This window comes from Guyparkeria halopsychrophila, assembly GCF_044582135.1.
In the GTDB taxonomy this organism is placed as follows: Bacteria; Pseudomonadota; Gammaproteobacteria; order Halothiobacillales; family Halothiobacillaceae; genus Guyparkeria.
In genome coordinates this window covers 37,773-64,158 of the sequence record NZ_JBDODP010000007.1, presented here as the reverse complement: position 1 = coordinate 64,158, position 26,386 = coordinate 37,773, and the positions used below count along the sequence as shown (strand labels likewise).

The 26,386-nt window shown below is 65.2% G+C and carries 23 protein-coding genes; 17 read left to right on the top strand and 6 right to left on the bottom strand.

All coding sequences use genetic code 11. The features are described from left to right. Positions 1-36 precede the first annotated feature (36 nt). Positions 37-1,194, top strand: coding sequence for a cell division protein FtsZ (gene ftsZ / locus ABGV18_RS04610; protein WP_396585016.1), 1,158 nt, complete (start codon positions 37-39; stop codon positions 1,192-1,194). Between the two features lie 102 nt (positions 1,195-1,296). Here the strand turns inward: ftsZ and ABGV18_RS04605 are convergent, their stop codons facing one another. The 6 genes from ABGV18_RS04605 to yhbY form a co-directional block, all read right to left on the bottom strand. Continuing rightward, entirely contained in the window at positions 1,297-1,767 is a 471-nt protein-coding gene (locus ABGV18_RS04605; protein ID WP_396585015.1) for an RDD family protein, read from the bottom strand. Continuing rightward, positions 1,764-5,228, bottom strand: a complete 3,465-nt coding sequence (gene mfd, locus ABGV18_RS04600; protein WP_396585014.1) for a transcription-repair coupling factor — start codon at positions 5,226-5,228, stop codon at positions 1,764-1,766. The genes ABGV18_RS04605 and mfd overlap by 4 nt, the downstream gene beginning before the upstream one ends. 227 nt (positions 5,229-5,455) lie before the next feature. Further along, positions 5,456-5,689 carry a hypothetical protein gene (locus ABGV18_RS04595; protein WP_396581200.1) on the bottom strand — a complete coding sequence of 78 codons (234 nt, stop codon included), beginning with the start codon at positions 5,687-5,689 and terminating at the stop codon, positions 5,456-5,458. A 98-nt stretch (positions 5,690-5,787) separates the two neighbouring features. Then, the gene (locus ABGV18_RS04590; protein WP_396585013.1) at positions 5,788-7,785 is read right to left on the bottom strand and encodes a cation:proton antiporter domain-containing protein; all 1,998 of its coding nucleotides are present in this window, start codon (positions 7,783-7,785) and stop codon (positions 5,788-5,790) included. Positions 7,786-7,873: 88 nt separating this feature from the next. Then, on the bottom strand, positions 7,874-8,572 hold the full coding sequence (gene aat / locus ABGV18_RS04585) for a leucyl/phenylalanyl-tRNA--protein transferase (RefSeq protein WP_396585012.1): 699 nt from the start codon (positions 8,570-8,572) through the stop codon (positions 7,874-7,876). Further along, complete coding sequence (gene yhbY / locus ABGV18_RS04580) at positions 8,569-8,886, bottom strand: ribosome assembly RNA-binding protein YhbY (protein WP_396585011.1); 318 nt, start codon at positions 8,884-8,886, stop codon at positions 8,569-8,571. The genes aat and yhbY overlap by 4 nt, the downstream gene beginning before the upstream one ends. A 103-nt stretch (positions 8,887-8,989) precedes the next feature. Between yhbY and ABGV18_RS04575 the strand changes: the two genes are divergently transcribed. From ABGV18_RS04575 to bamA, 16 genes are all read left to right on the top strand, one after another. Further along, a complete protein-coding gene (locus ABGV18_RS04575) occupies positions 8,990-9,649 on the top strand; it encodes an SCO family protein (protein ID WP_396585010.1) in 660 nt (219 codons plus the stop codon). Next, on the top strand, positions 9,646-10,125 hold the full coding sequence (locus ABGV18_RS04570; RefSeq protein WP_396585009.1) for a copper chaperone PCu(A)C: 480 nt from the start codon (positions 9,646-9,648) through the stop codon (positions 10,123-10,125). The genes ABGV18_RS04575 and ABGV18_RS04570 overlap by 4 nt, the downstream gene beginning before the upstream one ends. 162 nt (positions 10,126-10,287) lie before the next feature. Beyond that, a complete protein-coding gene (gene rlmE / locus ABGV18_RS04565) occupies positions 10,288-10,911 on the top strand; it encodes a 23S rRNA (uridine(2552)-2'-O)-methyltransferase RlmE (RefSeq protein ID WP_396585008.1) in 624 nt (207 codons plus the stop codon). Positions 10,912-11,004: 93 nt separating this feature from the next. Beyond that, on the top strand, positions 11,005-13,020 hold the full coding sequence (gene ftsH, locus ABGV18_RS04560) for an ATP-dependent zinc metalloprotease FtsH (protein ID WP_396585007.1): 2,016 nt from the start codon (positions 11,005-11,007) through the stop codon (positions 13,018-13,020). Then, the gene (folP, locus tag ABGV18_RS04555) at positions 13,017-13,850 is read left to right on the top strand and encodes a dihydropteroate synthase (protein ID WP_396585006.1); all 834 of its coding nucleotides are present in this window, start codon (positions 13,017-13,019) and stop codon (positions 13,848-13,850) included. Before ftsH ends, folP begins: the two co-directional genes overlap by 4 nt. Positions 13,851-14,066: 216 nt before the next feature. Beyond that, positions 14,067-14,777, top strand: coding sequence for a c-type cytochrome (locus ABGV18_RS04550; RefSeq protein ID WP_396585005.1), 711 nt, complete (start codon positions 14,067-14,069; stop codon positions 14,775-14,777). Between the two features lie 136 nt (positions 14,778-14,913). Beyond that, positions 14,914-16,245 (top strand): phosphoglucosamine mutase, encoded by a 1,332-nt coding sequence (glmM, locus tag ABGV18_RS04545; RefSeq protein WP_396585004.1) that lies wholly within the window; start codon positions 14,914-14,916, stop codon positions 16,243-16,245. A gap of 227 nt (positions 16,246-16,472) precedes the next feature. Next, positions 16,473-17,213 carry a 30S ribosomal protein S2 gene (gene rpsB / locus ABGV18_RS04540; protein WP_396585003.1) on the top strand — a complete coding sequence of 247 codons (741 nt, stop codon included), beginning with the start codon at positions 16,473-16,475 and terminating at the stop codon, positions 17,211-17,213. A gap of 110 nt (positions 17,214-17,323) precedes the next feature. Further along, positions 17,324-18,199 carry a translation elongation factor Ts gene (gene tsf / locus ABGV18_RS04535; RefSeq protein WP_396585002.1) on the top strand — a complete coding sequence of 292 codons (876 nt, stop codon included), beginning with the start codon at positions 17,324-17,326 and terminating at the stop codon, positions 18,197-18,199. 190 nt (positions 18,200-18,389) lie between these two features. Then, positions 18,390-19,133 carry a UMP kinase gene (gene pyrH, locus ABGV18_RS04530; RefSeq protein WP_396585001.1) on the top strand — a complete coding sequence of 248 codons (744 nt, stop codon included), beginning with the start codon at positions 18,390-18,392 and terminating at the stop codon, positions 19,131-19,133. Next, a complete protein-coding gene (gene frr, locus ABGV18_RS04525) occupies positions 19,126-19,683 on the top strand; it encodes a ribosome recycling factor (RefSeq protein WP_396585000.1) in 558 nt (185 codons plus the stop codon). The genes pyrH and frr overlap by 8 nt, the downstream gene beginning before the upstream one ends. A 6-nt stretch (positions 19,684-19,689) precedes the next feature. Continuing rightward, on the top strand, positions 19,690-20,463 hold the full coding sequence (gene uppS / locus ABGV18_RS04520; protein ID WP_396584999.1) for a polyprenyl diphosphate synthase: 774 nt from the start codon (positions 19,690-19,692) through the stop codon (positions 20,461-20,463). Further along, complete coding sequence (locus ABGV18_RS04515; RefSeq protein ID WP_396584998.1) at positions 20,460-21,284, top strand: phosphatidate cytidylyltransferase; 825 nt, start codon at positions 20,460-20,462, stop codon at positions 21,282-21,284. Before uppS ends, ABGV18_RS04515 begins: the two co-directional genes overlap by 4 nt. Before the next feature lies 1 nt (position 21,285). Then, positions 21,286-22,530, top strand: coding sequence for a 1-deoxy-D-xylulose-5-phosphate reductoisomerase (gene dxr, locus ABGV18_RS04510; RefSeq protein WP_396584997.1), 1,245 nt, complete (start codon positions 21,286-21,288; stop codon positions 22,528-22,530). Between the two features lie 3 nt (positions 22,531-22,533). Beyond that, positions 22,534-23,916 (top strand): RIP metalloprotease RseP, encoded by a 1,383-nt coding sequence (rseP, locus tag ABGV18_RS04505; protein ID WP_396584996.1) that lies wholly within the window; start codon positions 22,534-22,536, stop codon positions 23,914-23,916. Positions 23,917-24,032: 116 nt separating this feature from the next. After that, entirely contained in the window at positions 24,033-26,375 is a 2,343-nt protein-coding gene (gene bamA / locus ABGV18_RS04500) for an outer membrane protein assembly factor BamA (protein ID WP_396584995.1), read from the top strand. Positions 26,376-26,386: the final 11 nt, after the last annotated feature.

Here is a 26,386-nt window from a genome sequence, read left to right as displayed (position 1 = left end):
TTATCTGAACGCCACGCGAGAGAAGGAGACGACATCATGAGCAACTGGACAATGGCCGAAATGCAGACCGAAAGCGCTAAGATCAAGGTCATCGGCGTTGGTGGGGGCGGCGGTAACGCCGTGGCCCACATGGTCATGCAACACATCGAGGGTATCGAGTACATCAGTGCCAACACCGATGCCCAGGCGCTTGTGAAGAGCAACGCGCCGTCGCAACTGCAGATCGGGGCGAACATCACCAAGGGTCTGGGTGCGGGTGCCGACCCGGAACTGGGCCGCCAGGCCGCCCTCGAGGACCGCGAGCAGATCCAGGAGGCGATCAGTGATGCCAACATGCTGTTCATCACCACCGGCATGGGTGGTGGCACCGGCACCGGTGCAGCGCCGGTGATCGCGCAGATCGCTCGTGACATGAACATCCTCACCGTGGCGGTGGTCACCCGGCCGTTCTCCTTCGAGGGCAAGAAGCGCACGAGCGTGGCCATGGAGGGCATTCAGGAGCTCGAGGACAACGTCGACTCGCTGATCGTGATCCCCAACGACCAGCTCACCGCGGTGATGGGCAAGCAGGCCGCTCTGCGTGATGCCTTTGCCGCCGCTAACGAGGTGCTGTTCACCGCCGTGGCCGGCATCTCCGAGCTGATCACCCGTCCGGGCGAGATCAACCTCGATTTTGCCGACGTGCGCGCGATCATGACCGAGAAGGGCACCGCGATGATGGGCACCGGTGTCGGTACCGGCGACAACCGTGCCGCCGAGGCCGCCGAGGCGGCCATCCACAGCCCGCTGCTGGACGACATCAACCTCACCGGCGCCGAGGGCATCCTGGTGAACGTGACGTCCAACGGCGATCTGTCGATCGGCGAGTTCATGGAGATCGGCGAGATGGTCCAGTCGCTGGCCGGCGACGAGGCCGTGGTCAAGGTGGGCACGGCGGTCGACGACGAGCTCGACGGGCAGCTGCGGGTCACGCTGGTGGCTACCGGGCTGTCACGCAACAAGAACGTGACCGCCGAGTCGCGCAAGCCGCGTGTGGTGATCGACAACGCTCGCCGCGAGGAACCGAACGAGCCCAGCGAGCCGCCGCGTGCCGAGGCCCAACAGGCCTACGCCGGCACGGCGCATCGCGGCAACACCGCGATCAACCTCGATACCATCGACATCCCGTCGTTCCTGCGCCACCAGGCGGACTGAATGACGGCCCGGTCGAGAGACCGGGGTGGCAACTCGCGAGGTGCCCTAAAGGCCCCAGGACTTACGTCCGGGGCCTTTTGCTTTGGTCGGGTTCTGATTGCCTCAGCCGTTGGGCAGTAACTGGACGACCCGCATCGACAGGTGCTGGTCGATCCAACTGCGTCGCTGCGGATCGAATTGCGCGGTGAAGAACAGCAGGCCGAGTGTCGCCAGACTGAGCACGCCGAAGCCAAAGCGCGCCAGCATCGGCGCAACACAGTTGCCATCGTGCTCGCGTATCAGCAGCAGGCGCCAGACCTTCATGCCGGGGGTCTGTCCGAGCCGACACCAGAAAAACAGGAAGTAGGCCGCGATCCACGCCAGCAGGTAGAGCCGAAACAGCCACTGGATCGGTCCTTCCGGCGGGACGGGCTCCCCGCCGGTGAACACCAGTGCGATGAACGTGGCCAGGATCACCACGGCGATGACGAACAGCGTGTCGTAGAACAGCGCCGCGGCCCGTCGCCACAGCGGGGCGGTTCGGGCGGGGCGCCCGGGTGGCTTGGGCGTGTCGTGTGCGCTGGAGTCGGTCATTTGTTCGCCTTGGCGGCCTCGGGCAGGGCGATGTCCTGCAGGATGGCGTCGATCGTGTGCAGCCGGTCCGACAGGCTCGGCATGTCCCGGTTAAAGCGCAGGGTATCGGCCGACAGTCGATAGGTGTCCGGGGCGGCCTGCACGGCGGCGACCAGCTTGGCCGGATCGACGCGGGCATTCTCGCCGAAGATCAGGCGGCCGCCGCGCGCCGTGAGCTCCGCCTTGATGATGCCGAGTCGTCGGGCGCGGATGCGCAGCCGGTGGGTTTCGACCAGGGCGACCACCGGCTCGGGCAGCAGCCCGAAGCGGTCGATGAGCTCCACCTTGAGCTCGTCGAGCGCCTCGTTGTCCGTCGCTGTCGACAGGCGCTTGTAGAGCGTTAGGCGGGTGTGGACGTCGTTGACGAAGTCCTCGGGGATCAGCGCGGGCTCGCCAAGGTCGACCTCGGTGTTCACGTTTTGCATCGGGGCGTCGAGTGCCGGTTCGCGGCCCTGGCGTATGGCGGCGACTGCCCGGTCGAGCAGCTGCATGTAGTAGCGGTAGCCGACCTCGTGCATCTGCCCGGACTGCCCCGAGCCCAGCAGCTCGCCGGCGCCGCGGATCTCGAGATCGTGGGTGGAGAGCGTGAAGCCCACGCCCAGGTCCTCGAGCGCGGCGATGGCCTCGAGCCGCTTCTGTGCATCCGGGGTGAGCTGCCCTGGCTCCGGGGTGATCAGGTAGGCATAGGCGCGATGATGCGAACGGCCCACGCGGCCGCGCAGCTGGTGGAGCTGCGCCAGGCCGAACTTGTCGGCGCGGTGGATCAGGATGGTGTTGGCGGTGGGGATGTCGATCCCCGACTCGATGATGGTGGTCGAGACCAGCACGTTGAAGCGCTGGTGGTAGAAGTCCGACATCACCTGTTCAAGCCCGCGCTCGCCCATCTGGCCGTGCGCCACGCCGATGCGCGCCTCGGGGACTATTTCCTCGACCAGGCGGGCCATGCGATCGATGCTCTTGACCTCGTTGTGCAGGAAGTACACCTGACCGCCCCGCTTCAATTCCCGCTGGATCGCCTCGCGGATCTGCACCTCGTCCCAGCGCAGGATCACGGTCTTGACCGCCAGGCGCTCGCGCGGTGGGGTGGCGATGATCGACAGGTCCCGGATGCCCGAGAGCGCCATGTTGAGCGTGCGCGGGATGGGCGTGGCGGTCAGCGTCAACAGGTCCACCTCGGCGCGCAGGGCCTTGAGGCGCTCCTTGTCGCGCACGCCGAAACGCTGCTCCTCGTCGATGATCACCAGCCCCAGATTGGCGAACTCCGGTGAATCGCGCAGTAGCTTGTGGGTGCCGATGACGATATCGACCTTGCCGGCCTTGATTCGCTCGCGCAGCTCGGCGGTCTTCTTGCTGCCGGAAAGGCGTGACATGCTTTCGATGGTCACTGGCCAGTTGGCGAAGCGGTCACGAAAGTTGCGCAGGTGCTGCTCGGCCAGGAGCGTGGTGGGTACCAGCACGGCCACCTGGGTATGGTTCTCGACGGCGACGAAGGCCGCGCGCATTGCCACTTCGGTCTTGCCGAAGCCCACATCACCGCAGACGACGCGGTCCATCGGCTGGCTGGCCGCCATGTCGACCAGCACCTGCTCGATGGCCAGACGCTGATCGTCGGTCGGTTCGAAGGCGAATTCCCCGGCGAACTGGTGAGAGTCGGCCTCGTCGACCTTGAGCGAGGTGCCTTTGCGTGCGGCCCGGCGCGCGTGGACGTCCAAGAGTTCGGCGGCGACGTCGTGCACCTGCTGGGCGGCGCGCTTTTTTGCCTTCTCCCATTGCCCGGAGCCCAGTCGGTGCAGTGGGGCGGTATCCTCGGCCCCACCGGTGTAACGCGAGATCCGCTCGAGACTCGAGACCGGCACGTAGAGCTTGTCGTCGTCGGCGTAGGTCAGCAACAGGTACTCCTGCGGCTGGTCGTTCATCTCCAGCGTGACCAGTCCCTGGAAGCGGCCGACGCCGTGATCCTCGTGAACCACCGGTGCGCCGATGGCGAGATCGTCGAGGTTCTGGATGATCGCATCGGCGTCTCGACCCCGGCGCGACTTGGCCCGTCGTTGTGCGACCCGTTCGGCGAACAGATTGGTTTCACTGATCACCGCCACGGGGCGGCCCGCCGTCGGCAGGATGGCGCCATGCTCGAGCTCGGCCACCGCGATGGTCACCGACGCCTTGTCCGCCTCGTCCCAGCCCTTGATGCCGAGCGGTTTCAGGCCGGCGGCGTTGGTCTGCTCGACCAGGGCCTGCCGGCGGCCACTGCTCTCGGCGACCAGCAAGGTGTGGCCGTCGAACGCGCGCACGAATTCAGCGAGCCGCTCGATCACGGCCTGCTGGGCAGCGCTACCGGCCGTCAGGTCGGGCAGCGGTCGGTCGCCGATGTCAGCGGCTTGAGGGAAACGGTCGTCCGAGCCGGCCACGAGCTGCCAGCGGGGTAGGCGTTTGATGTGTTCACCAAACTCGTCCGGTGTCTGGTAGAGCGCCTCGGGGGCAAGGATGGGGTGATCGATATCGCCGGCACGCTGGGCGAAGCGCTCGCTGGTCTCGTGAACGAAGCCCTCGATCGCCCGCTCGACCCCGTCGAACAGCAACAGTCGCGCCGACTTTGGCAGGTAGTCGAATAGCGACGCGGTCGATTCGAAGAACAGCGGCAGGTAGCTCTCGATGCCGGCCGGTACCAGCCCTTCGGACACCTGCCGGTAGATCGGGGCGCTGGTCGGATCGCCGGGGAAGGTGTTGCGCCAGTTCTGGCGAAAGGTGGCGATGCCCTTGTCGGTCAGGGGGTATTCGCGGGCCGGCAGCAGGGTGATGGCCTCGACCGTCTCGGTGGAACGCTGCGATTCCGGGTCGAAATGGCGCAGGGTCTCGATCTCGTCGTCGAACAGGTCGATGCGCACCGGCTCGTTGGCGCCCATTGGAAAGACGTCGATCAGGCCGCCGCGCAGGGCGTATTCGCCGTGCTGTTCGACGGTGGAGACCAGGCTGTAGCCGGCCGCCGCGAGCTGCTGGCGGTAGGCCTCACGGTCCAGACGCTGCCCGACCTCCAGCACCATGCCCTGGCCGGTGACGAAGGCCGGCGGCGGCAGGCGCTGGAGCAGGGTGGGCGCAGCGATCAGGGTCAGGCCCCGTGATTCGCCGGGGAGTCGCCACAGCCGCGAGAGCCGGTCGGAGATCAGGTCCTGGTGCGGCGAGAAGCGGTCGTAAGGCAGGACTTCCCAGTCGGGGAAGATGCTGGCCTCGACGCCCAGGAATGCCAGCGCGGCGCGTATGTCGTTGACCGTCCGGCTGTCGGGCAGCACGGCTAGTACCGGCCGGTCCGCGGCGACGGCGGCTAAGCGCGTGGCCAGCGCTCGGCCGAGCTCTGTGTGCACGCGCAGGTAGATCGGGTCGCGGTGATCGGCAGGCTGGGCGATGGACTGCTGGGCGTCGCTCATGGGGTCGGTTGCGGGTCGTGGTCGAGGCGGGCCCCGCGGGGGCCGGCGTGTATTCAAGGCGGTCGGATTCGGAGGCGCGATTGTCGCCTATTTGCCGCGCGGCTGCACGAGAGACGGGCTGGATGGCGGCGGTGGCCGTTGCCGGTATCGCGGCAACAAAAAAATGCGGGCCGGAGCCCGCATTCCCAGGCAGCCGTCGTCGCTGCCCCGTGCCGATCCCGATCGGATCAGGCGCGCACGTCGATCATGCTGCCAGGACCGCCGTCCTGTTGCTCGTCTCCGGCACGGTTTTGTGCCGTGGCGGTCGGCTCGCCGCCGTTGACCCGATTCTCCACCGGGTTCTGGACCGGCGTGTTGCGGGTCTGAGCGCTCGGGTTGGCCGTCTGTTGATTGGACGGTGTCGAGAGCATGCCATCGGCCGCCGCCACGTTGCTGTAGCCGCTGTCCACATTGGCGATCATGTCGCTTGCCTCCCCTGATGTCGGGATCAGGTGTCTGTCATCGATAACTCACATCCTAGTGAAATGCCCGCATATTTCCAATTTTCTTGCCCCGACCGTCAGTCGGGACGGCCGGTCAGCAGCAATTGTTCGGCGGTGTCGAGGGTCTCCGGCGAGCCGTACAGGGTCAGCACGTCGCCTTCCTCAAGCTCGACCTCGTCGCTGGGGCTCTCGCCGCGGATGCCGTGGCGATTGATGGCGTCGACCACGACATCGTCGTGGTCGGTCAAGAGCGCGCCGAGTCGCTTGCCGATCGCCGCGGCCCCCGGCACCAGCGCGACGTTCTTCATGGTGCGCGGCGCGAGCAGGGTGAAATCATTCTCGTCCCGGGCACGGTCACCGTGGAAGGTGTGACGCAACGGGGCGTAATCGGCCTGACGGATTTCCTGGATCTGGCGGAGGATCTTCGCTAACGGCACATTGAGCGTGCGCAGGACGTGACCGCCGAGCGCGAGGCTCATCTCGTAGACGGAGGCGACTACCTCGGTGGCCCCGGCCTCGTGGATGCGGTCGAGGTGCTCGTCGGTGCGGGTGCGCACGATCACCGGGATGTCGCGATTGTGGCCGCGGATCACCTCGATGGTCTTGATGGTCGAGGCATCGTCGAGGTGGCTGATCACCACGGCGCGCGCCCGATTCAGGCCCGCCGATTGCAGGATGTCGAGGTGGGTCGAGTTGCCGAAGTACACCCGCAGTCCCGCCTCGTTGGCCTGCTGGACGATATCCGGATCGACCTCGATCGCGGTGTAGTCGATGCCTTCGCTCTTGAGCAGGCGGGCGACGTTCTGGCCGACCCGGCCGAACCCGCAGATGAGCACGTGCCGGGATAGGTCGCTGGCATCGGCGCGCACCTCGATGTTGTGCTCGATCCGGCTTTTCTCATAACCGGGCACCAGTCGCTTGGCGATCGCGCCGTTGTACTTGACCAGGATCGGCGTGAGCACCATCGAGAAGATCACCGTGCCCAGCACGATCTGGTGCTCCATGTCGGTCATCAGGCCGGGGCTGGCGATCGAGAGCATGGCAAAGCCGAACTCACCCCCCTGGGCCAGGACCAGCCCCGAGCGCAGGGCCACACCGGGTGCCTCCCCCATCGCCCGGCCGATCAGGAAGATGATCGCCAACTTGGCGAAGATCAGCAGGGCCAGGAACATCAGTACCCAGTGGCCGATCTCGCCCAGGCCGCCGACGTCGAGCATCATGCCGATGGTGATGAAGAACAGCCCCAGCAGCACGTCGCGGAACGGACGGATGTCGGCCTCGATCTGGTGCTTGTACTGGGTCTCGGACAGGGCGATGCCGGCCAGGAATGCGCCCAGTTCCCAGGACAGGCCCGCGGTGTTGGTCAGCCAGCCGGCGCCCAGCACGGTCAGTAGCACCGCCAGGGTGAACAGTTCGGCCGAGCGGGACTTGGCGATCTCGCGAAATAGCGGCCGCAGTACCCAGCGGCCGCCGAAGAACAGGATGATGGCGGCGAGTACGCCCGCGGCCAGTGTCAGCGTGATCTCGAGGGTCAGGTTGCCCGCGTCGCCCGCCGGTCCGGACACGCCCAGTACCGGGATGACGATCAGGAAGGGGATGACCGCGATGTCCTGGAACAGCAAGATGCCGACGGCATTGTTGCCGTGTCGGGAATTGACCTCCAGTTGCTCGCCCAGCTGGCGGATGACGATCGCCGTCGAGGAGACGGTCATCACCCCGGCCAGCGTGAAGGCCGCGGCCGGGGAAAAGCCCATCAGCAACGCCGTCCCGCCGGTGATCACGGCGGTGAGCAGCACCTGTGCCCCGCCCATGCCGACGACCGCCCGGCGCATCGCGATCAGTCGCGACAGCGAGAATTCCAGCCCGAGCATGAACAGCAGGAACACCACGCCGAACTCGGCGATCAGGTGGATGTCGTGAATGTCCTTGACTAGCCCGAGTGCGTGCGGTCCCGCGACCATGCCAACGGCGAGAAAGCCGAGGATCGCCGGCAGGTTCAGACGGCGCAGGGCGACCACGGCGACGACCGAGATCAGCAACAGTGTCAGCAGGATGCCCATGGTGTCGACTGGCATGGGGTGTCTCGTTCCTTGAAATGGGCGGGGTGGCGCGGCGGCGCTCGCGGCGTGAACGATCAGCGAGCTAACAGGCGCCCATGTTTTATCACAACTTGTTCGGCAACTCGCTTGGCGTCTCGCTCGGGCGGTTCGCACCGGCCGCTTCGTCGAGCCAGCGTGTGAATACCGAGCGCGGATATTCCTCGGCTCCCAGTCCGAGCAGGTGCTCGGTGGTGAACTGGGCGTCGAGAAACTCGATCGGTCCCCAGGCGCCGTCGACCAGGATGGCGGCCAGCGCGAACTTCGAGGCGTTGGGCGCGCGGCTGAACATGGACTCGCCGAAGGCTGCCCGGCCGATGCGACTGCCGAACAGACCGCCTACCAGGGTGTCTCCCTGCCAGACCTCCACCGAGTGGGCGATGCCGGCGGCATGCAGGTCGATGAAGGCCTGACGCATCGCCGACACGATCCAGGTGCCGGGGTCGCCGCGTCGTGGTCCGGCGCAGCCGTCGACCACCTCGGTGAACGCCGTGTCGACCGTGACCTGGTAGCGCTGCTGACGGCGCCACTTGGCCAGGCTGCGCGAGACGTGAAAGTGCTCGGGGGTGAGCAGCGTGCGCGGATCGGGGCTCCACCAGAGGATCGGGTCACCTTCGGAATACCACGGGAAGATGCCGCGGCGGTAGGCCGCCGCCAGTCGCTCGACCGACAGATCGCCCCCGGCGGCCAGCAAGCCGTTGGGTTCTGTCAGGGCACTGGTGACCGGCGGGAACGCCCACGGATCCGGCCCGAGCAGTGGGATCATCGCTGGGGAGCTTTCCCCGGTTTGGGCAGGTTGAAGTCAGAGTAGCTGGCCCGCGGACGGAACAGCACGGCGATGTGACCGACTGTCTGCACCAGGGTCGCCTTGGTCGCCTCGGTGATCGCGTCGATGATCTCGCGCTTCTCGTCGCGCTCGACCCCCGGGACCCGAACCTTGATCAGCTCGTGGATCTCGAGTGCCTGCTCGATTTCCAGGAGTACTGCCTCGGTCAGGCCGTTCTGGCCGAGGAGTACTACGGGTTTCAGGTGGTGTGCTTCGGCACGAAGATACTGTCGCTGGCGGGCGGTAAGGTCCATGTCGTCGGGGTTCTCCGGGAATCAGGGAGGCGGCTGTGTGAAATCACACATTGCAACGCCGTGGATGACCCGGCAGTTTACCGCTCTGGACACTCACGGACCAATGACCGACACCATGTTGCTGCGCGTACTGCCTCTGCCCTTCGTCCTCGTTTGGTTGCTCGTCGGTTGTCAGCCGGCTGTCGAGAACGCCGAAACCAATCCGCTTGCCGGCTACGAGAGCCCCGCGCCACTGGTGCTGCGTGCGCCCGAGGCGCCCATGCCCGTGCCCGGGGTGGTGCTCGAAGGTGTGGACGGCCCCGTGGATACCTCGGCGCTGTTTGCCGGGCGCTGGACCCTGCTCTACGTGGGCTACAGTTTTTGCCCCGACATCTGCCCGACCGAACTGGGTCAGCTATCCCGAATCCTGCCGGCGTTGCAGGAGCGTTTGCCTGAATTTGACTGGCAGGTGGTGTTTCTCTCGGTCGACCCGGAGCGCGACACGCCCGCCCACCTAGCGAAGTACACCGCGTTCTTCTCCGAGGAGTTCGTGCCGGTGACCGGATCGCGCGAGGGGATCGACGCGGTCACCGCCGCGGTGAAGGCGGGTTATCGCATCGGTGAGCATGCACCGGGCGAACGACGCTACAGTGTCGATCACGACACCGGTTTTCGCCTGATCGACCCGCAGGGACGCATGCTTGCCCTGTTGCCCGGCCCGCATCACTCCGACCGGGTCGTCACGATGATCCAATCATTCCTAGCTGAGGTACGCCCCGAATGAAACGTCTTTCCTTCCTGATCGCCGCCGCGTTCGCCGCCGTGGTGACGCTCCCGGCCTCGGCTGCCGAACTGGAGGTGCGTGAGCCAACGGTGGTGCTGGCCCCGCCGGGTGCCTACGCCACGGCCGCGTTCATGGAGCTGCGTAACGCCAGCGAGGCGCCCGTGAACGTGGTCGGGGCCGACGCGCCCGGCTTCGAGACGGTGGAGCTGCATCGATCGTTCAATGAGGACGGCATGCATCGGATGGTGCGCCAGGAGCGCATCCAGGTGCCAGCCGGCGAGTCGGTTTCGCTTGCGCCCGGTGGGCTCCACATCATGCTGATCGGTCCCGAGCAGGCACCAACCGAAGGTCAGCGCATCCCCATCGAATTGCGCTTCGATGATGGCAGCAGGCAGACGGTCGATGCCGTGGTGCGCCCGCGAGAGGCGCGGCCCGCCGGGCATGACCACGGCGACGGCGGTCATCACTCTCATTGAGGCCGGGCTGAGGCCAAGCTCACCCCGTCGGCTATCCGATCGACGTTCGTTGCGGCGTGGCGGCTTCGTGAACCTGGCCGACCGTTCGATAGCCGTGATTTGGGTCGCCGGGGGCGATAGGGGATAATCCCGCTCCCTTGTAACGTCCTACCCGGAGGCCTCATGGCGCGGTCGGTCAGCAGCAAACGATGGCTCACCGAGCATTTTCGCGACGAGTTCGTGCAGAAGGCCCAGCGCGAGGGCTGGCGTTCGCGCGCCGTCTACAAGCTGATCGAGCTTAACGAGCGCGACCGCTTCCTGCGTCCGGGCATGACGGTGGTCGACCTGGGCGCCGCGCCGGGCGGCTGGACCCAGTACGCCGCCCAGATAGTCGGGAGTAAGGGACACGTCTTTGCCCTCGACCTGTTGCCGATGGATCAATTTGCCGATGCCACGGTGTTACAGGGCGATTTCTCCGAGGACGCCGTCTTGCACGAATTGGAGGCGGCCTTGGGCGAGAGCGACGTTGATCTTGTGCTTTCCGACATGGCCCCCAACATGAGTGGTGTGGACTCGGTCGACATTCCCCGCTCGATGTATCTCGCGGAACTTGCACTGGATTTCTGTGATCGAATGCTCAGGCCGAAAGGCGCGTTCGTCACCAAGCTGTTCCAGGGCGAGGGGTTCGACGAGTACGTCAAGGAGGCGCGTCAGCACTTCGATCGCGTGGTGGTGCGCAAGCCAAAGGCCTCTCGGCCACGCTCGCGAGAGGTCTATCTGGTGGCAACCGGCAAGCGCGTGAGATAAGGTTGTCGGAACAATATTCGATTCATTGATTTGCCAGGGCAGGCGGGCATCGAGGGTGTCCGCCTGTTTGCGGCTGTACGCAGAGGTGTTGCGTTGAACGATTTGACCAAGAACATCCTGATCTGGGTGGTAATCGCGATCGTGCTGATGACAGTGTTCAACAGCTTCGATCAACGCGCGACCACCACGAGTGCGGTGCCGTACTCACAGTTCATTCAGGACGTGAAGAGCGGGCGCGTCGACTCGGTCACCATCGAAGGTCAGACCATCAAGGGCACCTCCGGCACGGGCACTCGCTTCGAGACCTACAGCCCGGAAACGGACAACCGTGCCCTGGTCGGTGACCTGCTCAACAACAACGTGGCGATCAACGCCAAGCCGCCGGAGAAGCCGTCGCTGCTGATGACGATCTTCATCCAGTGGTTCCCGTTCATTCTGCTGATCGCGATCTGGATCTTCTTCATGCGCCAGATGCAGGGCGGCGGTGGCCGCGGGGCGATGAGCTTCGGCAAGTCCAAGGCCAAGCTGATGAGCGAGGACCAGGTCAAGGTCACCTTCGGTGATGTGGCCGGTGCCGACGAGGCCAAGGAAGAGGTGGTCGAGCTGGTCGACTTCCTCAAGGATCCGGGCAAGTTCCAGCGCCTGGGTGGCAGCATCCCGCGCGGCGTGCTGATGGTCGGCCCGCCGGGCACCGGCAAGACCCTGCTGGCCAAGGCCGTTGCCGGCGAGGCCAAGGTGCCGTTCTTCTCGATCTCCGGTTCGGATTTCGTCGAGATGTTCGTCGGCGTGGGTGCCTCGCGCGTTCGCGACATGTTCGAGCAGGCGAAGAAGCAAGCGCCCTGCATCATCTTTATCGACGAGATCGACGCGGTCGGTCGTCATCGCGGCTCCGGGATGGGCGGTGGTCACGACGAGCGCGAGCAGACCCTCAACCAGTTGTTGGTCGAGATGGACGGCTTCGACGGCAACGAGGGCGTGATCGTGGTCGCGGCGACCAACCGCGCCGACGTGCTCGACAAGGCGTTGCTGCGTCCCGGTCGTTTCGACCGCCAGGTGGTGGTCGGCCTGCCGGATGTGCGCGGCCGTGAACAGATCCTCAACGTCCACCTGCGCAAGGTGCCGGCGGCCAAGGACGTCGAACCGTCACTGATCGCCCGCGGCACGCCGGGCTTCTCGGGCGCGGATCTCGCCAACCTGGTCAACGAGGCCGCGTTGTTCGCGGCACGGTCGAACAAGTCGGACGTGACCATGGCCGACCTCGAACGCGCCAAGGACAAGATCATCATGGGCGCCGAAAGGAAGTCCATGGTGATGAGCGAGGACGAGAAGAAACTGACTGCCTACCACGAGGCGGGTCACGCGATCGTCGGTCGCCTGGTGCCGGAACACGATCCGGTCTATAAGGTCTCGATCATCCCGCGCGGTCGGGCCTTGGGCATCACCATGTTCCTGCCCGATCAGGACCGCTACAGCTATTCCAAGCGCAAGCTCGAGTCGAATATCTCCAGCCTGTTTGGCGGGCGTATTGCCGAGGAGTTGATCTTCGGTGACGAGGCGGTGACCACCGGGGCCTCCAACGACATCGAGCGCGCCACGGAACTCGCGCGCAACATGGTCACCAAGTGGGGCATGTCCGACAAGCTCGGCACGCTCTACTACTCCGAGGACGATGGCGACCCGTTCATGGGGCGTCAGGCCTCGGGCGGCCATTTCTCCGACGAGACCAAGGAAGTAATCGACGTCGAGATCAAGGACGTGATCGACCGCAACTTCCAGCGTTGCCGCCAGATTCTGGTCGAGAACATGGACATACTGCACGCCATGTCCGAGGCGTTGATGACGTACGAGACGATCGATGCCGGCCAGATCGACGACCTGATGGAGCGTCGTCCGGTGCGTGAACCCGAGGACTGGGGCGAGCGTGGCTCCGGTACGGGTAACCAGCCGCCGAGCTCGGGCACCCACATCGACACCACCGATGACGAGATCGAGGACGACGAGCCCGCTCGCGACGAGGGCGGGTCGGATGACGACGAGCGTCCCGAGTCCGATGATGACGGCAAGCGCACGCCCAGTGGCGATCCGCTGGGAGGCCCGCGCGGCGGATGACGGGGGCCCCGCGCGCCTGTCCGGACTGGCGGCAGACGGGACGCCCGCTGATCATGGGCATCCTCAATGCCACGCCGGACTCGTTTTCCGATGGGGGTCGTTTCGATACCGTCGAACGGGCGGTCGAGGCGGCACAGGCAATGATCGAGGCGGGTGCCGACCTGATCGACGTGGGCGGTGAGTCGACGCGCCCCGGCGCCTCGCCGGTTGCCGAAGAGGAGGAGCTGGCCCGCGTCATTCCCGTGATCGAAGCCCTGGCGTCGCGTTTCGATTGCCCCTTGTCGGTGGACACCAGTTCCCCGGTGGTGATGAGTCGCGCGGTCGAGGTGGGCGCCTGCCTGATCAACGATGTGCGGGCGCTGACCCGGCCGGGTGCCGTCGAGGCCGCCGCCGCGAGTGGTGCCACCGTGTGCGTAATGCACATGCGCGGCGAGCCCGGCGACATGGCGGCACACACGGACTACGGCGACGTGGTGACCGAGGTGATCGACTACCTCTCCGAGCGAATGGGTTGCCTGCGTGCAGCGGGGATCCCGGCCGACCGTATCGTGGTGGATCCGGGGTTCGGGTTTGCCAAGACCCACGAGCAGAATTTTGCCTTGCTGCGTCGCCTTGAAGAACTTGCGCGACTGGACGCGCCGATCCTGGTGGGCATGTCGCGCAAGCGCATGATTGGCGAGGCCACCGGGCAGTCGGTCGAACGGCGTGCCGTTGGCAGTGCGGCGGCGGCCCTGCTGGCCGCGGAACGCGGGGCCGCGGTGCTCCGCGTTCACGATGTCGAGGCCACGCGTGACGCGTTGTCGGTTTGGCGGGCCATGCGCGTGGCATGACTCGGGCCGTCGCAAATGCACAAAGCCTGGCTTTTAAGCCATAAAAGCGTTTGCCTTGGAACGAATTAGGATTTTCTGATATTTTGCCCGGCGGGGTTAATTTGGTTGACTTGAAATCACCGCCAATCCGCCGGACCGCCGTTTTCCGATGTCGCTGACATCGTGGTGTTTTCTGCCCGGCGGATGCCGCGGGGTGCAACAGTTGAGAGAAGAATCATGAAACAGATGCGTCGTTCACTTATTGCTCTTGCCGCCAGTAGTGCCCTTGCGGCCCCGATGCTGGCTCACGCCGCCGGCGATGTCGCCGCGGGCAAGGAAAAGTACGCCTCCTGCGCGGCCTGTCACGGTGCCGACGGCGGCGGTCAGGGCGGGGCATTCCCGAAACTGACCGGCCTGGGTCAGGACGAGACGGCCAAGAAGCTGGCCGCCTACCGCGACGGTGATCAGGACTACCTCAAGAGCGTTGACCTGGGTGACCGTTTCGGCACCATGGCGCCTAACGCCTCCGGCTTGTCCGATGACGATATCGCCGACCTGGCCGCCTTCATCGCCGACGAGTTCGGTGGTGGCGACGGTGGCGAGGGCGACCAAGCCGCGCAAGCAGAGAGTGGCGACAAGGGCGAGGACAAGGCTGAGGGTGGTCTTGCCAAGGCCGACGTCGAGCGTGGTGGGGCCCTGTATTCCTCTTGCGCCATCTGCCACGGCGAGCAGGGTGAAGGTGGTCACCTGATGAACGCGCCCAAGCTCAAGGGGATGCCGGCTTCCCAGGTTGCCTCCTTGCTGAAGGTGTATCGCAAGGGCACCGAAATGGGGCAGTACTCCTACGCGATGATCCCGCAGGCAACCCACCTGTCCGACGCGGATATCAACAACATCTCTGCCTACGTCGCCACCATCGGCGAAGATCAGGTCATCGAGCAGGAGTGAATCGTCGCCTGAGTCTGGTCGGGTGATCCGGTCGGGCAGAGGGAGCGAATCTTGGACGCCGGCCATGATGCCGGCGTTTTTGTGTTTGCACGCGGGTTGTTGATGTGACCCGGTTGATGATGGCGAGGAGAAAAGAGTGACCAGGGTATTCGGAACCGATGGAGTGCGCGGGGCGGTCGGACAGTGGCCCATGACCCCGGAGTTCGTGCTCAAGCTGGGCTGGGCCGCCGGCAAGGTGCTGGGTGGTCATGGTCGGCGCCGGGTGTTGATCGGCAAGGACACCCGCGTGTCGGGCTACATGTTCGAGTCGGCCCTGGAGTCAGGCTTTTCCGCCGCCGGCGTTGACGTGCGCCTGCTTGGGCCCATGCCGACGCCGGCGATCGCCTATCTGACCCGCACCTTGCGGGCGTCCGCCGGGGTCGTGATCAGCGCGTCCCACAATCCGTTCGACGACAACGGCGTGAAGTTCTTTTCCGCCCATGGGGAGAAGCTGGCGGACGCGGTCGAAGACGAGATTCAGGCGATGCTCGACCGGGACCTGGAGGTGATCGACAGCCGCCAGTTGGGCAAGGCCGATCGCATCAGCGATGCCGCCGGTCGTTATATCGAGTTCTGCAAGAGCACGGTGCCGATCGGCATGAGCCTCGCGGGTCTGCGCATCGTCGTTGATTGCGCGCACGGGGCGACCTACCAAGTCGCCCCGCGGGTGTTCTCCGAACTGGGCGCGGAGGTCGAGGTCATCGGCGCGACGCCTGACGGGTTCAACATCAACGAAGGGTTCGGCTCGACCCACCCCGAGGCGCTGCAGACTGCCGTACGCGAGACGGGTGCGGACCTCGGCATCGCCTTCGATGGCGATGGCGATCGGGTGGTGATGGTGGATGCCGATGGCATGATTCGGGATGGTGACGAACTGTTGTATGTCATCGCCGCGGGTCGAATCGAGCAGGGCTATGCCGGCGGGGTGGTCGGCACCCTGATGAGCAACCTGGGGCTCGAGCAGGCGATCGAGGAGCTGAACCGGCCGTTCCTGCGTGCCAAGGTGGGCGATCGCCATGTCCATGAGACGCTCCGGCGCGAGCAGTGGTTGTTGGGTGGTGAGTCCTCCGGTCATTTGCTGTGCCTGGATCGCCACACGACGGGCGATGGTATCGTCGCCGCGTTGCAAGTGTTGGCCGAGATGGCGCGTCGCGAGCGATCACTGACCGAGCTGCTCGAACCGATGACCGTGTTGCCGCAGACGCTGGTCAACGTGCGCATCGAGCGCCCGCTGTCGCTGGAAGACCCGGTGGTTGTCGAGGCCGTGGCCGCAGCCGAGCGCGAACTTGCCGGGCGTGGTCGCGTGTTGCTGCGCCCGTCGGGGACCGAGCCCTTGATTCGTGTGATGGTCGAGGGGGACTCCCGAGAGCAGGTGCGTGAGGTCGCCGAGGGCCTGGCCGACGTCGTGCGGCGTTACGCGGCGGTCTGACGGGCTGCCCACAACGAGTCGTCCTGTTTTTGGCCCGGTCGAATGCGGCGGTTCCGTCTCGGGGCGTTCTCCCGTATAATCCGCGCGCCGGGGCCGTGACTTGATCACGCTGTCCCGGAAATTCCACACGCCCATCAAGATGGCAGCGCGGGGTGCCCAACGGTTCGGCCGGGGTTGCGCTGTCAGATGTGGCGGAGGCCTAACCCAATATAATCAGGTAGTTACCAATGGCTAAAATTACGATGCGTCAGATGATCGAGGCCGGTGTCCACTTCGGTCACCAGACTCGATACTGGAACCCGGGCATGGCGCCCTACATCTTCGGTCAGCGCAACCGGATCCACATCGTCAACCTGGAAAAGACGCTGCCGATGTTCGAGGACGCCTTGAACTACGTCGGCAAGCTGGCGGGTAACGGTGGCAAGATCATGTTCGTCGGCACCAAGCGTTCGGCCCGTGACCTGATCGAGCAGGAAGCCAAGCGCTGCGGCATGCCGTACGTCAATCACCGCTGGCTCGGCGGCATGATGACCAACTTCCGCACCGTTCGTGCCTCCATCCGTCGCCTCAAGACGCTGCAGCAGATGGAAGAGGACGGCAGTCTGGCCAAGCTGGTCAAGAAAGAAGCCCTCGAGACGACCCGTGAGCGCGCCAAGCTGGAGCGCTCGATCGGTGGTATCCAGGACATGGAGCGCCTCCCGGACGCCCTGTTCGTCATCGACGTCGGTCACGAAGACATCGCCATCAAGGAAGCCAAGAAGCTGGGCATCCCGGTCGTGGCCGTGGTCGATACCAACAACAGCGCTCAGGGCGTCGACTACGTCATCCCGGGTAACGATGACGCCATCCGCGCCATCCAGTTGTACACCGGCGCCGTTGCCGACGCGGTGCTGGACGCCAAGGGTGCGACCAGCGTCAGCGAATCGGATTTCGTCGAAGTCGCTGACGAGGAAGAAGCGGCCAAGTAATCGCCGCTTGGAGCGGGGTGGCCGATTTGGTCGCTCCGCTGCAGATTTCTGAACAACGGGTCGCCTGACCCGTTGTTTTTGTACTAGACAGTTTCGGGAGAAGACAGCTCATGGCAATTACTGCCTCTCTGGTCAAAGAACTCCGCGAGCGCACCGGCTCGGGGATGATGGAGTGCAAGAAGGCACTGGTCGAGACCGACGGCGACATCGAGGCCGCGATCGAGCAGATGCGCAAGAGCGGTCTGGCCAAGGCCGACAAGAAGGCCGGCCGCGTTGCCGCCGAAGGCCAGGTCGCCATCGCGCTGAGCGACGACCGCAAGTCGGCCGCGATGGTCGAAATCAATTCCGAGACCGATTTCGTCTCCAAGGGCGATGATTTCACCGGCTTTGCCAGTGCGGTTGCCGAGCGTGTCCTGGCCGACGACCCGGCCGACATGGACGCCGTCAATGCCCTCGAGGTCGATGGCGAGAAGGCCGACGATCGCCGCAAGGCCCTGGTTGCCAAGCTGGGCGAGAACATCCAGATGCGCCGTTTCGTGCGCTTGGCGACCAGCGGCGTCATCGGCGCCTACCGTCACGGCGAGCGCATCGGCGTATTGGTCGAACTCGAGGGTGGCAGCGAGGAGCTGGCGCGCGATCTCGCCATGCACGTGGCGGCGACCAAGCCGAGCTGTGTCGATGAGTCGCAGGTCGACGAGGACACCGTCGAGAAGGAGCGCGAGATCTTCCGCGCCCAGGCAGCCGAATCCGGCAAGCCGCCGGAGATTGTCGAGAAGATGATCGACGGTCGGATCCGCAAGTTCCTCGCGGAGATCACCCTCGTCGGTCAGCCGTTCGTCAAGGACCCCGACCAGACCGTCGGTCAACTCCTCAAGAAGGAGGGCGCCAAGGTGGTTCGCTTCGAGCGCATGGAGGTCGGCGAAGGCATCGAGAAAGCGGAAGGCGACTTCGCCGCCGAAGTGATGGCGCAGGTCAAGGGGGGCTGATCCCCTCGCCGAAAAGCCGGGCATGCCCCGGCTTTTTTTTGAATCGCGGAATTTCCGCCTAAGCCCCGTCGTCCGGTTCCACGCGAGTGGGCGTCACTCGACGGGGTTTACGCAGGAATATCCGAGAAGCCGCCGCGCCCCGGCGCGAGCGGCCTGTCCCACGCAAGCTCACAGCCCACAGGTGAACGAAATGCAAGCTGCCGGCTCTCCCCGTTATCGACGTGTTCTGCTCAAACTCAGCGGCGAGGCGCTGATGGGTGACCAGTCATTCGGGATCGACCCGGCGGTGATCAGTCGCCTCGGTGCAGATATCCAGTCACTCAAGGATCAGGGGGTCGAGGTGGCCGTGGTCGTCGGCGGTGGCAACATCTTCCGTGGCGAAGGCCTGGCCGGCGGCGGCATGGATCGCGTGACCGGCGACCAGATGGGCATGCTGGCGACCGTGATGAACGGCCTGGCGATGCAGGACGTGCTCGAGCAGCTTGGGCTCAAGGTGCGTGTCATGTCGGCCGTGTCGATTCACGCGGTGTGCGAGGACTACATTCGTCGTCGTGCGATTCGTCATCTGGAAAAAGGACGGGTGGTCGTTCTGGTCGGCGGGACGGGCAATCCGTTCTTCACTACCGACTCCGGCGCCAGTCTGCGGGCAGCGGAAATCAATGCCGATCTGATGATCAAGGCGACCAAGGTGGACGGAGTCTACAGTGCCGACCCGACCCTGGATGCCAATGCGGAACGCTACGATCATTTGACGTACAATGCCGTGCTCGACCAGCGGCTGGGCGTCATGGACGCTACCGCGATCGTGATGTGCCGCGATCAGCAGATGCCGCTGATGGTCGTTGACATCAATGAGCCGGGGAACCTGGTGCGCGCCGTCGCCGGCGAAGCCGTGGGGACCCTGGTGACAGCGGAGAACGAAAAGAATGATTGACGACATCGTCAAAGACGCCCGCTCGCGCATGAACAAGAGCATCGAGGCGCTCAAGGGCGAGCTTTCCAAGATCCGCACCGGGCGGGCGCATATCAGCGTGCTCGATCATATCCACGTGGAGTACTACGGCAGCGACGTGCCGCTTTCCCAGGTCGCCAGGCTGTCGGCCGAGGATTCGCGCACCTTGGCGGTCACCCCGTGGGAGAAGGACATGGTGGGCAAGATCGAGAAGGCGATCATGACCTCCGATCTGGGCTTCAACCCGTCGACCGCGGGTACCGTGATCCGTATTCCGATGCCGCCGCTTACCGAAGAGCGTCGTCGCGACCTGGGCAAGGTGGTCCGCAACGAGGGCGAGAACGCCAAGATCGCCATTCGCAATGTCCGTCGCGATGCCAACAACGATCTCAAGGGCTTTCTCAAGGAGAAGGACATCTCCGAGGATGACGAGCGCCGCGGTCAGGACATCATCCAGAAGGTGACCGACGAACGGGTCGCCGAAGTGGACCAGCTCGTGGCGGATAAAGAAAAAGAGCTGATGGAAGTCTGAGGCGACGTGCGGGCGGATAGCCACGACCACGACACGGCGCCGGAGATCGATCCGGCGCGCCTGCCGCGCCACGTCGCAATCGTCATGGACGGGAATGGACGCTGGGCCCGGGCGCGTCACCTGCCGCGCACCGTCGGTCATCAACGGGGGCGGCGCGCGGTGCGCGCCACCATCCGCGCGGCCATGCGCCGCGGGGTGCCGCTCCTCACCCTGTTTGCCTTCTCCTCCGAGAACTGGAAACGTCCGGTTGATGAGGTCGATGCGTTGATGAAGCTGTTCATCAACGCGCTCGAGAAGGAGCTCGACGAACTTGACGAGAATGGCGTACGCCTGACCTTCATCGGTGAGCGTTCGCGCCTGGATGCCTCGGTGCGAAGGCTCATGGAGGCCGCCGAGGCGCGCACGGCTGGCAACGATCGTCTCCAGCTGCAGATTGCCGTGAGCTACGGCGGCCAGTGGGACATCCTGCAGGCCGCTCGGCAGCTGGCCGAACGTCACGCCCGGTCCCCGCTGGCGCTCGACGACCCCGAGACGCTGCACTCGGCCTTCGAGACCGGGCTGGCCACGGCCGGCCAACCGCCGGTCGACCTGTTCATCCGCACCGGCGGGGAACGCCGGCTGAGCAATTTCCTCCTCTGGCAGGCCGCCTACGCCGAGCTCTATTTCATCGACGTGCTCTGGCCGCTATTCGACGAGAGCGAATTCGATCGCGCCTTGACCTGGTTCGCCGGGCGGGAGCGTCGCTTTGGTCGCGTCGACTCCAACGAGGCAAACCAATGACCGGCACACCGTTGCGTCTGCTTACCGGGACGATCGCCGGCCTGGTCTCGCTGGCCGTCATCCTTCTCGCCCCCGAACGCGTGTTTGCCGGCCTGACCCTGGTCTTACTGGGCTGGGCGGCCGTCGAATGGTTTCGGCTCTGCGGTCTTGCTCCCTGTCAGATCTGGCCCTGGGTGCTGGTGACCGTTGCCCTGGCGGTGGGGTGGCAGTGGGGCTGGCCTGCCGATCAACGGGTGTGGCTGATGCTCGCCGCCGCGCTCGTCTGGACAGTCCTGTTCGCGGCACAACTGCGTTATCGCCGCCGGCAGCCCCCGACGCGGCCGTTCTGGCAACGCCGTTTGACGGGGTTGCTGATCCTGCCCCTGTTCTGGGTGGCGCTGGTGGACGTGCATGCCGCTCCGCATGGCGAGTGGTTGCTGGTGTTCGGGATCCTCGTGGTCGTCGTGGCCGATTCGCTGGCGTATTTCGCCGGGCGGGCCTTCGGCCGGCACAAGCTCGCGCCGATGATCAGTCCGGGCAAATCCATCGAGGGTGCGGTCGGCGGGGTGGCCGGCGTGGCCGTGCTTGCCGCGATCGGGGCGTTATTGCCGCTGTTTGCGGCCACGCCGAGCTGGCTTCTGGCCGTCTGGTGCGTGCTGGTCGCGCTGGCATCGGTGGGCGGGGATCTGGAGGAATCGCGTCTCAAGCGCGAGGCGGGGGTCAAGGACAGCGGTCACGTACTGCCGGGTCACGGCGGGGCGCTCGACCGGCTCGACGGCCAGTTTGCTGCCATGCCCCTGTGGTGGCTGGGGCTGTGGCAGATGCAGTTGCTGGGAGGCTGACATGGTGCAGACCCGCATCGGTATCTTCGGCTCGACCGGCAGCATCGGTACGAGCACCCTGGACGTGCTCGCCCGTCACCCGGAACGATTCTCCGTCGACGTGCTCGTGGCCCACTCGCGAGTCGACACCCTGTTCGAACAGATCAAGCGATTTCGTCCGGCGACGGTCGGGTTGGTCGATGCCGACCGGCGCGCGGCGCTCGAAGAGCGGCTCGCCGGTCTGCCCGTCGCGCAGCGACCGATTGTGGTGGTTGGGCAGGCGGCCGTGGACGAGTTGGCCGGCGACGCGTCGCTCGATACGGTCGTGGCGGCCGTCGTCGGGACCGCGGGTCTGGGTTCGACCTGGAATGCACTGGCCGCCGGCAAGCGGGTGCTGCTGGCGAACAAGGAATCCCTGGTCGCCGCCGGCGAGCTGATGCTCGACGTGGCGCGCCGTGCCGGGGCGACGCTGCTGCCGATCGACAGCGAGCACAACGCCATCTTCCAGTGCCTGCCGGCCGACCAGGCCGCCGTGGTGGGGCGTGCCGGGCTGGTGGGTGACGGCGATGAAATCGAGCGGCTGGTGTTGACCGCCTCCGGCGGGCCATTCCGCGAGCGGCCGCTGGCCGACTTCGCAGCGATCACCCCCGAGCAGGCCTGCGCGCACCCGAACTGGTCGATGGGCCGCAAGATCTCGGTCGACTCGGCCACCATGATGAACAAGGGGCTCGAGGTGATCGAGGCGGCGCGGCTGTTCGGGGTCTCCGCCGATCGCATCGAGGTGCTGGTGCATCCCGAATCGGTGATCCACTCGATGGTACGCTTCGTCGACGGCTCGGTGATCGCCGAGCTGGGCGAGCCGGACATGCGCACCCCCATTGCCCACGCGCTGGCCTGGCCGGAGCGTATCGAATCGGGGGTCGCGCCGCTGGATTTCGGTGCGCTGGCCGGGCTGCATTTCGAAGCGCCGGATCCCGAACGCTTTCCCGCCCTGCGCCTGGCCTTCGAGGCCCTGGCCGCCGGTGGGGCCATGCCCCTGGTCATGAATGCCGCCAACGAGGTCGCCGTCGCCGCCTTCCTCGAGCGTCGAATCGGCTTTATGGACATCCCGGCCGCGCTCCAGGCTGCCATGACGCACTTTGCCGGCGATGCCACCTCCGGTCCGCCCGAAAGCATCGAAGCGGTGTTGGCCGCGGATCGGGAGGTGCGGACATGGGCCGCGTCATGGTGCCGGACGCGCGCTAGCGGCGCGGCGGGTGGGGACTGAACGATGGAAATTCTTCTCAGCGTGGTCGGTTTTCTGCTGACCATCGGCATCCTGGTCGCCTTCCACGAGTACGGCCATTTCTGGGTGGCACGCCGCCTGGGTGTGCGGGTGCTCACCTATTCGCTGGGCTTCGGGCGGGCGATTTTCTCCACCCGTCGTGGCCCGGAATCGATCGAGTACCGCGTCGGTCTGTTCCCGCTGGGTGGCTACGTGCGCATGCTCGACGAGCGGGAAGGGCCGGTCGATCCAGCCGAGCGCCACCGCGCCTTCAATCGCCAGTCGTTGAAGGTGCGGGCCGCTGTCGTGGCCGCCGGCCCGGCGGCCAACGTGGTGCTTGCGCTGGTGTTCTGGTGGCTGATGTTCATGGTGGGCACCCAGGGCGTGTTGCCCAAGGTCGGCGATCTGGGTGACGAGTCGCGCCTTGCCGCGGCGGGGCTGCAGGAGGGCGACATCATCCGTGCCGTGGACGACGACCCGGTGATCACCCTCTCGGATCTGCGTTTGTCGCTGCTCAACGGCGCGATCGAGCAGCAACAGTTGCCGATCACCATCGAACGCGATGGTGGCCGCCAGGAGGTGACGCTCGATCTGCGCGAACTCGACCCGTTGGGCGGGGAGATCGGCCGACAGCCCACCGATATCCTCGAGCGGGTGGGTTTCGCGCTCTGGCGAGCGCCGGCTCATGCCGAGATTGCCGAGGTTCAGCCCGATTCGCCTGCCATGGCCGCTGGGCTTGAGGTCGGTTCACGGATTGTTGCGATCGACGGGCGCGAATACCGTGACCCCTGGGCGTTGATCGAGGTGATTAGTGCCCGAGCGGGCGAATCGACCCGATTGACCATCGAGACGGATGCCGGCCGTGACGACGTGGTTGTCACGCCGCGGCCCACGGAGGTGAAAGGCGAAACCGTCGGGCGGATCGGCGTCGCATTGGCCGCGCGCCCGCTCGACCCCAAGGCGTCCGAGTCGATGTTCCTGCTGGAACGCGCCGGGCCGGTCGAGGCCATGGGGCTTGCCGTCGAGCGCAGCTGGGAGATGACCACGTTGACGCTGTCGGTATTCCACCGGTTGCTGACGGGCGAGGCGAGCATCGCCAACCTGTCCGGGCCGGTCGCCATCGCCGAGTATGCCGGCAAGAGCCTGTTGCTGGGGTTGTCGACCTTCCTCGGTTTTCTCGCCCTGGTCAGTCTTTCGCTGGCCATTCTCAACCTGCTGCCGATTCCGATGCTCGATGGCGGGCACCTGCTTCTCTATGCCATCGAGGCGATCAAGGGCGGGCCGGTTGGCGCCGCTTTCGAGGAAGCCTTCGCCCGCCTGGGCATTCTGTTGCTCGGGCTACTGATGGTGGTGGTCTTCTACAACGACATTGCGCGGTTGATGCACTAGCCCCGCTTGGGCCACAATACCCCGGCTTTACCCTTGTGCCGGGTCGGCGAGTCGGCCGCGCCGCGGCCGGACTCCCGAGTTCCAATCCATCCGCCTGACCAGGAAAGCCTTTCGGCATGACCATCACCCAACGCTGCACCTCCCTGGCGCTTGCCGCGCTGCTTCTCTTGCCAACGCTGGCACAGGCATTCGAAATCACCGACATCCGCGTCGAGGGTCTGCGGACCATCTCCCCGGGCACGGTGTTCACCTACATCCCGTACGAGGTCGGCGACGACTTCCAGGCCGGCGACAGTACGCGCGTGGTCGAGGCGTTGTACGACACCGGCTTTTTCAAGGACGTCCAAGTGGGACGGGCCCCGGACGACGCGCTGTTGATCCGGTTGCAAGAACGCCCGACTATCACGGCGCTGGAAGTCAACGGCAATGACAAGGTCGAGACCGAAAAGCTGCAGGAAGCCTTGAAGTCGATCGGGCTGGTCCAAGGGCGGGTGCTTGACCAGCGGGCGCTGGACAAGATGCAGACCGAACTGCAGCGCGTCTATTACAGCCTGGGTCAGTACGGTGTGCAGATCGAGACCGAGGTTGAGGAGCTCGAGGACAATCGCGTCTTCGTCAATATCGAGATCTACGAGGGCAAGCCGGCCTCCATCCGGCGCGTGCGGATCATCGGCAATGAGGACTTCGACGAGGATGAACTGCTCGGGGAGTTCGAGATCGGCCCGGTGTCCTGGTGGCGTTTCTGGTCGAATGCCGACCAGTATTCCAAGCAGAAGCTGTCGGCGGACCTCGAGCGTCTGCGTTCGTTCTACCTTGACCGTGGCTACCTCAAGTTCGCGGTGGACTCCACCCAGGTGACCATCACGCCGGACAAGAAGGACATCGAGGTGGTGGTCAACATCACCGAAGGTGAGCGCTACACCGTCACGGACGTGACCTACAGCGGCAATATGCTACTCAACGAGGAGACCCTCGAGGAGTTGACGCAAGTCGAGGTGGGCGAGTACTTCAATCGCCGCCAGGTGGTCGACACCAGCGATGCGATCGGCAGCCGCATGGGTGACTACGGCTACGCCTTCGCGCGGGTCGAGCCGCGCCCGGATATCGACGAGGACGAGAAGACCGTGGTGGTCGACTTCAACCTCGAGCCGGGCCGTCGCGTAAACGTGCGCAATATCGAATTCAAGGGCAACTACAACACCAACGAGGTCGTCTATCGCCGCGAGATGCGGCAGATGGAGGGCAGTTGGTATGCGGGTGACAAGCTCGATCGTTCCAAGCAGCGTCTCGAACGCTTGCCGTCGGTACAGACGGTCGAGCAAGAGATTAAGCCGGTGCCCGAGGCGCCGGACCAGGTCGATATCGAGTACGACATCACCGAGCAGTTGTCCGGCTCGCTGACCGCCGGCGTGGGCTTCTCCCAGTCCGAGGGTGTGCTGTTCAACGTCGGCCTGAACCAGCCGAACTTCCTCGGCACGGGCAAGGAAGTGGGCATTAACGTCGAGCGCAGCTCGTACCGCGAGTTTTACCAGTTCAACTACCGCGACCCGTATTTCACCGTCAACGGCGTCAGTCAGGGGTTCGGACTGTTCTACCAGAAGCAGGATGGCACCGAGCTGTCGTTGTCCCGGTATCTGGTGGACTCGTTCGGCGGCAATATCAACTTCGGCGTGCCGCTCTCGGAGCTGACCTACGGTTCGATCGCCTTTGGCGTCGAGAGCCAGGAGATCAAGGCGACAACCCGTTCGCCCAGCTGGGTGACCGGTGAAGCCGATGGCGACAACCCCGGCCCGGGCTTTGATGGTGAGCAGTTCTACACCTTCACGATCCGGCCGTCCTGGCGCTACGATTCGCGCAATCGCCACATGTTCCCCACCGCGGGCCAGTACCATAGCCTGTCGGCGACGGTGGCCGTGCCGGGCGGTGACCTGACCTACGTCAAGGGCGAGTACGACGGTGAGTTCTACCTGCCGTTGACCGACCTGTTCACCCTGCAGGCGCACGGCAATGTCGGTCAGATCAAGTCCTACGGCGATACCCAGAACGACTACGCCGGGGTGAGCCAGTATTACGACGGCGTGCCGCCGTTCCTGAACTACTTCACCGGCGGCATCCGGTCGGTACGTGGTTACGAGGATTACTCGCTCGGTCCGCGCGACAACAACAACGACCCGATGGGCGGCACCTTCAAGCTCAATGGCGGGTTGGCCATCTATTCGCCGCTGCCGTTCCTGACCGAGCAGCGCGACTCGGTGCGCATGTCGCTGTTCTGGGACGTCGGTAATGCCTATGCCGACATCGAGAACTTCGAGGCCGATTCGATGCGCCAGTCGGTGGGCATTGGCTTGAGCTGGATCTCGCCGGTCGGCCCGCTGATGTTCAGCTTCGCCCAGCCGCTCAACGACGAGCCTGAAGACCGGACTCAGAGCTTCCAGTTCTCGATCGGCGCGTCGTTCTGACGGGCTGTGGC

Coding starts and splice junctions, on each gene's coding strand:
- frr (WP_396585000.1), top strand. CDS start 19,126: ATGATTGACGACATCGTCAAAGACGCCCGCTCGCGCATGAACAAGAGC.
- ftsZ (WP_396585016.1), top strand. CDS start 37: ATGAGCAACTGGACAATGGCCGAAATGCAGACCGAAAGCGCTAAGATC.
- rlmE (WP_396585008.1), top strand. CDS start 10,288: ATGGCGCGGTCGGTCAGCAGCAAACGATGGCTCACCGAGCATTTTCGC.
- bamA (WP_396584995.1), top strand. CDS start 24,033: ATGACCATCACCCAACGCTGCACCTCCCTGGCGCTTGCCGCGCTGCTT.
- dxr (WP_396584997.1), top strand. CDS start 21,286: ATGGTGCAGACCCGCATCGGTATCTTCGGCTCGACCGGCAGCATCGGT.
- ABGV18_RS04570 (WP_396585009.1), top strand. CDS start 9,646: ATGAAACGTCTTTCCTTCCTGATCGCCGCCGCGTTCGCCGCCGTGGTG.
- ABGV18_RS04575 (WP_396585010.1), top strand. CDS start 8,990: ATGACCGACACCATGTTGCTGCGCGTACTGCCTCTGCCCTTCGTCCTC.
- ABGV18_RS04590 (WP_396585013.1), bottom strand. CDS start 7,785: ATGCCAGTCGACACCATGGGCATCCTGCTGACACTGTTGCTGATCTCG.
- ABGV18_RS04550 (WP_396585005.1), top strand. CDS start 14,067: ATGAAACAGATGCGTCGTTCACTTATTGCTCTTGCCGCCAGTAGTGCC.
- rseP (WP_396584996.1), top strand. CDS start 22,534: ATGGAAATTCTTCTCAGCGTGGTCGGTTTTCTGCTGACCATCGGCATC.
- ABGV18_RS04605 (WP_396585015.1), bottom strand. CDS start 1,767: ATGACCGACTCCAGCGCACACGACACGCCCAAGCCACCCGGGCGCCCC.
- ABGV18_RS04515 (WP_396584998.1), top strand. CDS start 20,460: ATGACCGGCACACCGTTGCGTCTGCTTACCGGGACGATCGCCGGCCTG.
- ABGV18_RS04595 (WP_396581200.1), bottom strand. CDS start 5,689: ATGATCGCCAATGTGGACAGCGGCTACAGCAACGTGGCGGCGGCCGAT.
- pyrH (WP_396585001.1), top strand. CDS start 18,390: ATGCAAGCTGCCGGCTCTCCCCGTTATCGACGTGTTCTGCTCAAACTC.
- folP (WP_396585006.1), top strand. CDS start 13,017: ATGACGGGGGCCCCGCGCGCCTGTCCGGACTGGCGGCAGACGGGACGC.
- tsf (WP_396585002.1), top strand. CDS start 17,324: ATGGCAATTACTGCCTCTCTGGTCAAAGAACTCCGCGAGCGCACCGGC.
- rpsB (WP_396585003.1), top strand. CDS start 16,473: ATGGCTAAAATTACGATGCGTCAGATGATCGAGGCCGGTGTCCACTTC.
- aat (WP_396585012.1), bottom strand. CDS start 8,572: ATGATCCCACTGCTCGGGCCGGATCCGTGGGCGTTCCCGCCGGTCACC.
- mfd (WP_396585014.1), bottom strand. CDS start 5,228: ATGAGCGACGCCCAGCAGTCCATCGCCCAGCCTGCCGATCACCGCGAC.
- yhbY (WP_396585011.1), bottom strand. CDS start 8,886: ATGGACCTTACCGCCCGCCAGCGACAGTATCTTCGTGCCGAAGCACAC.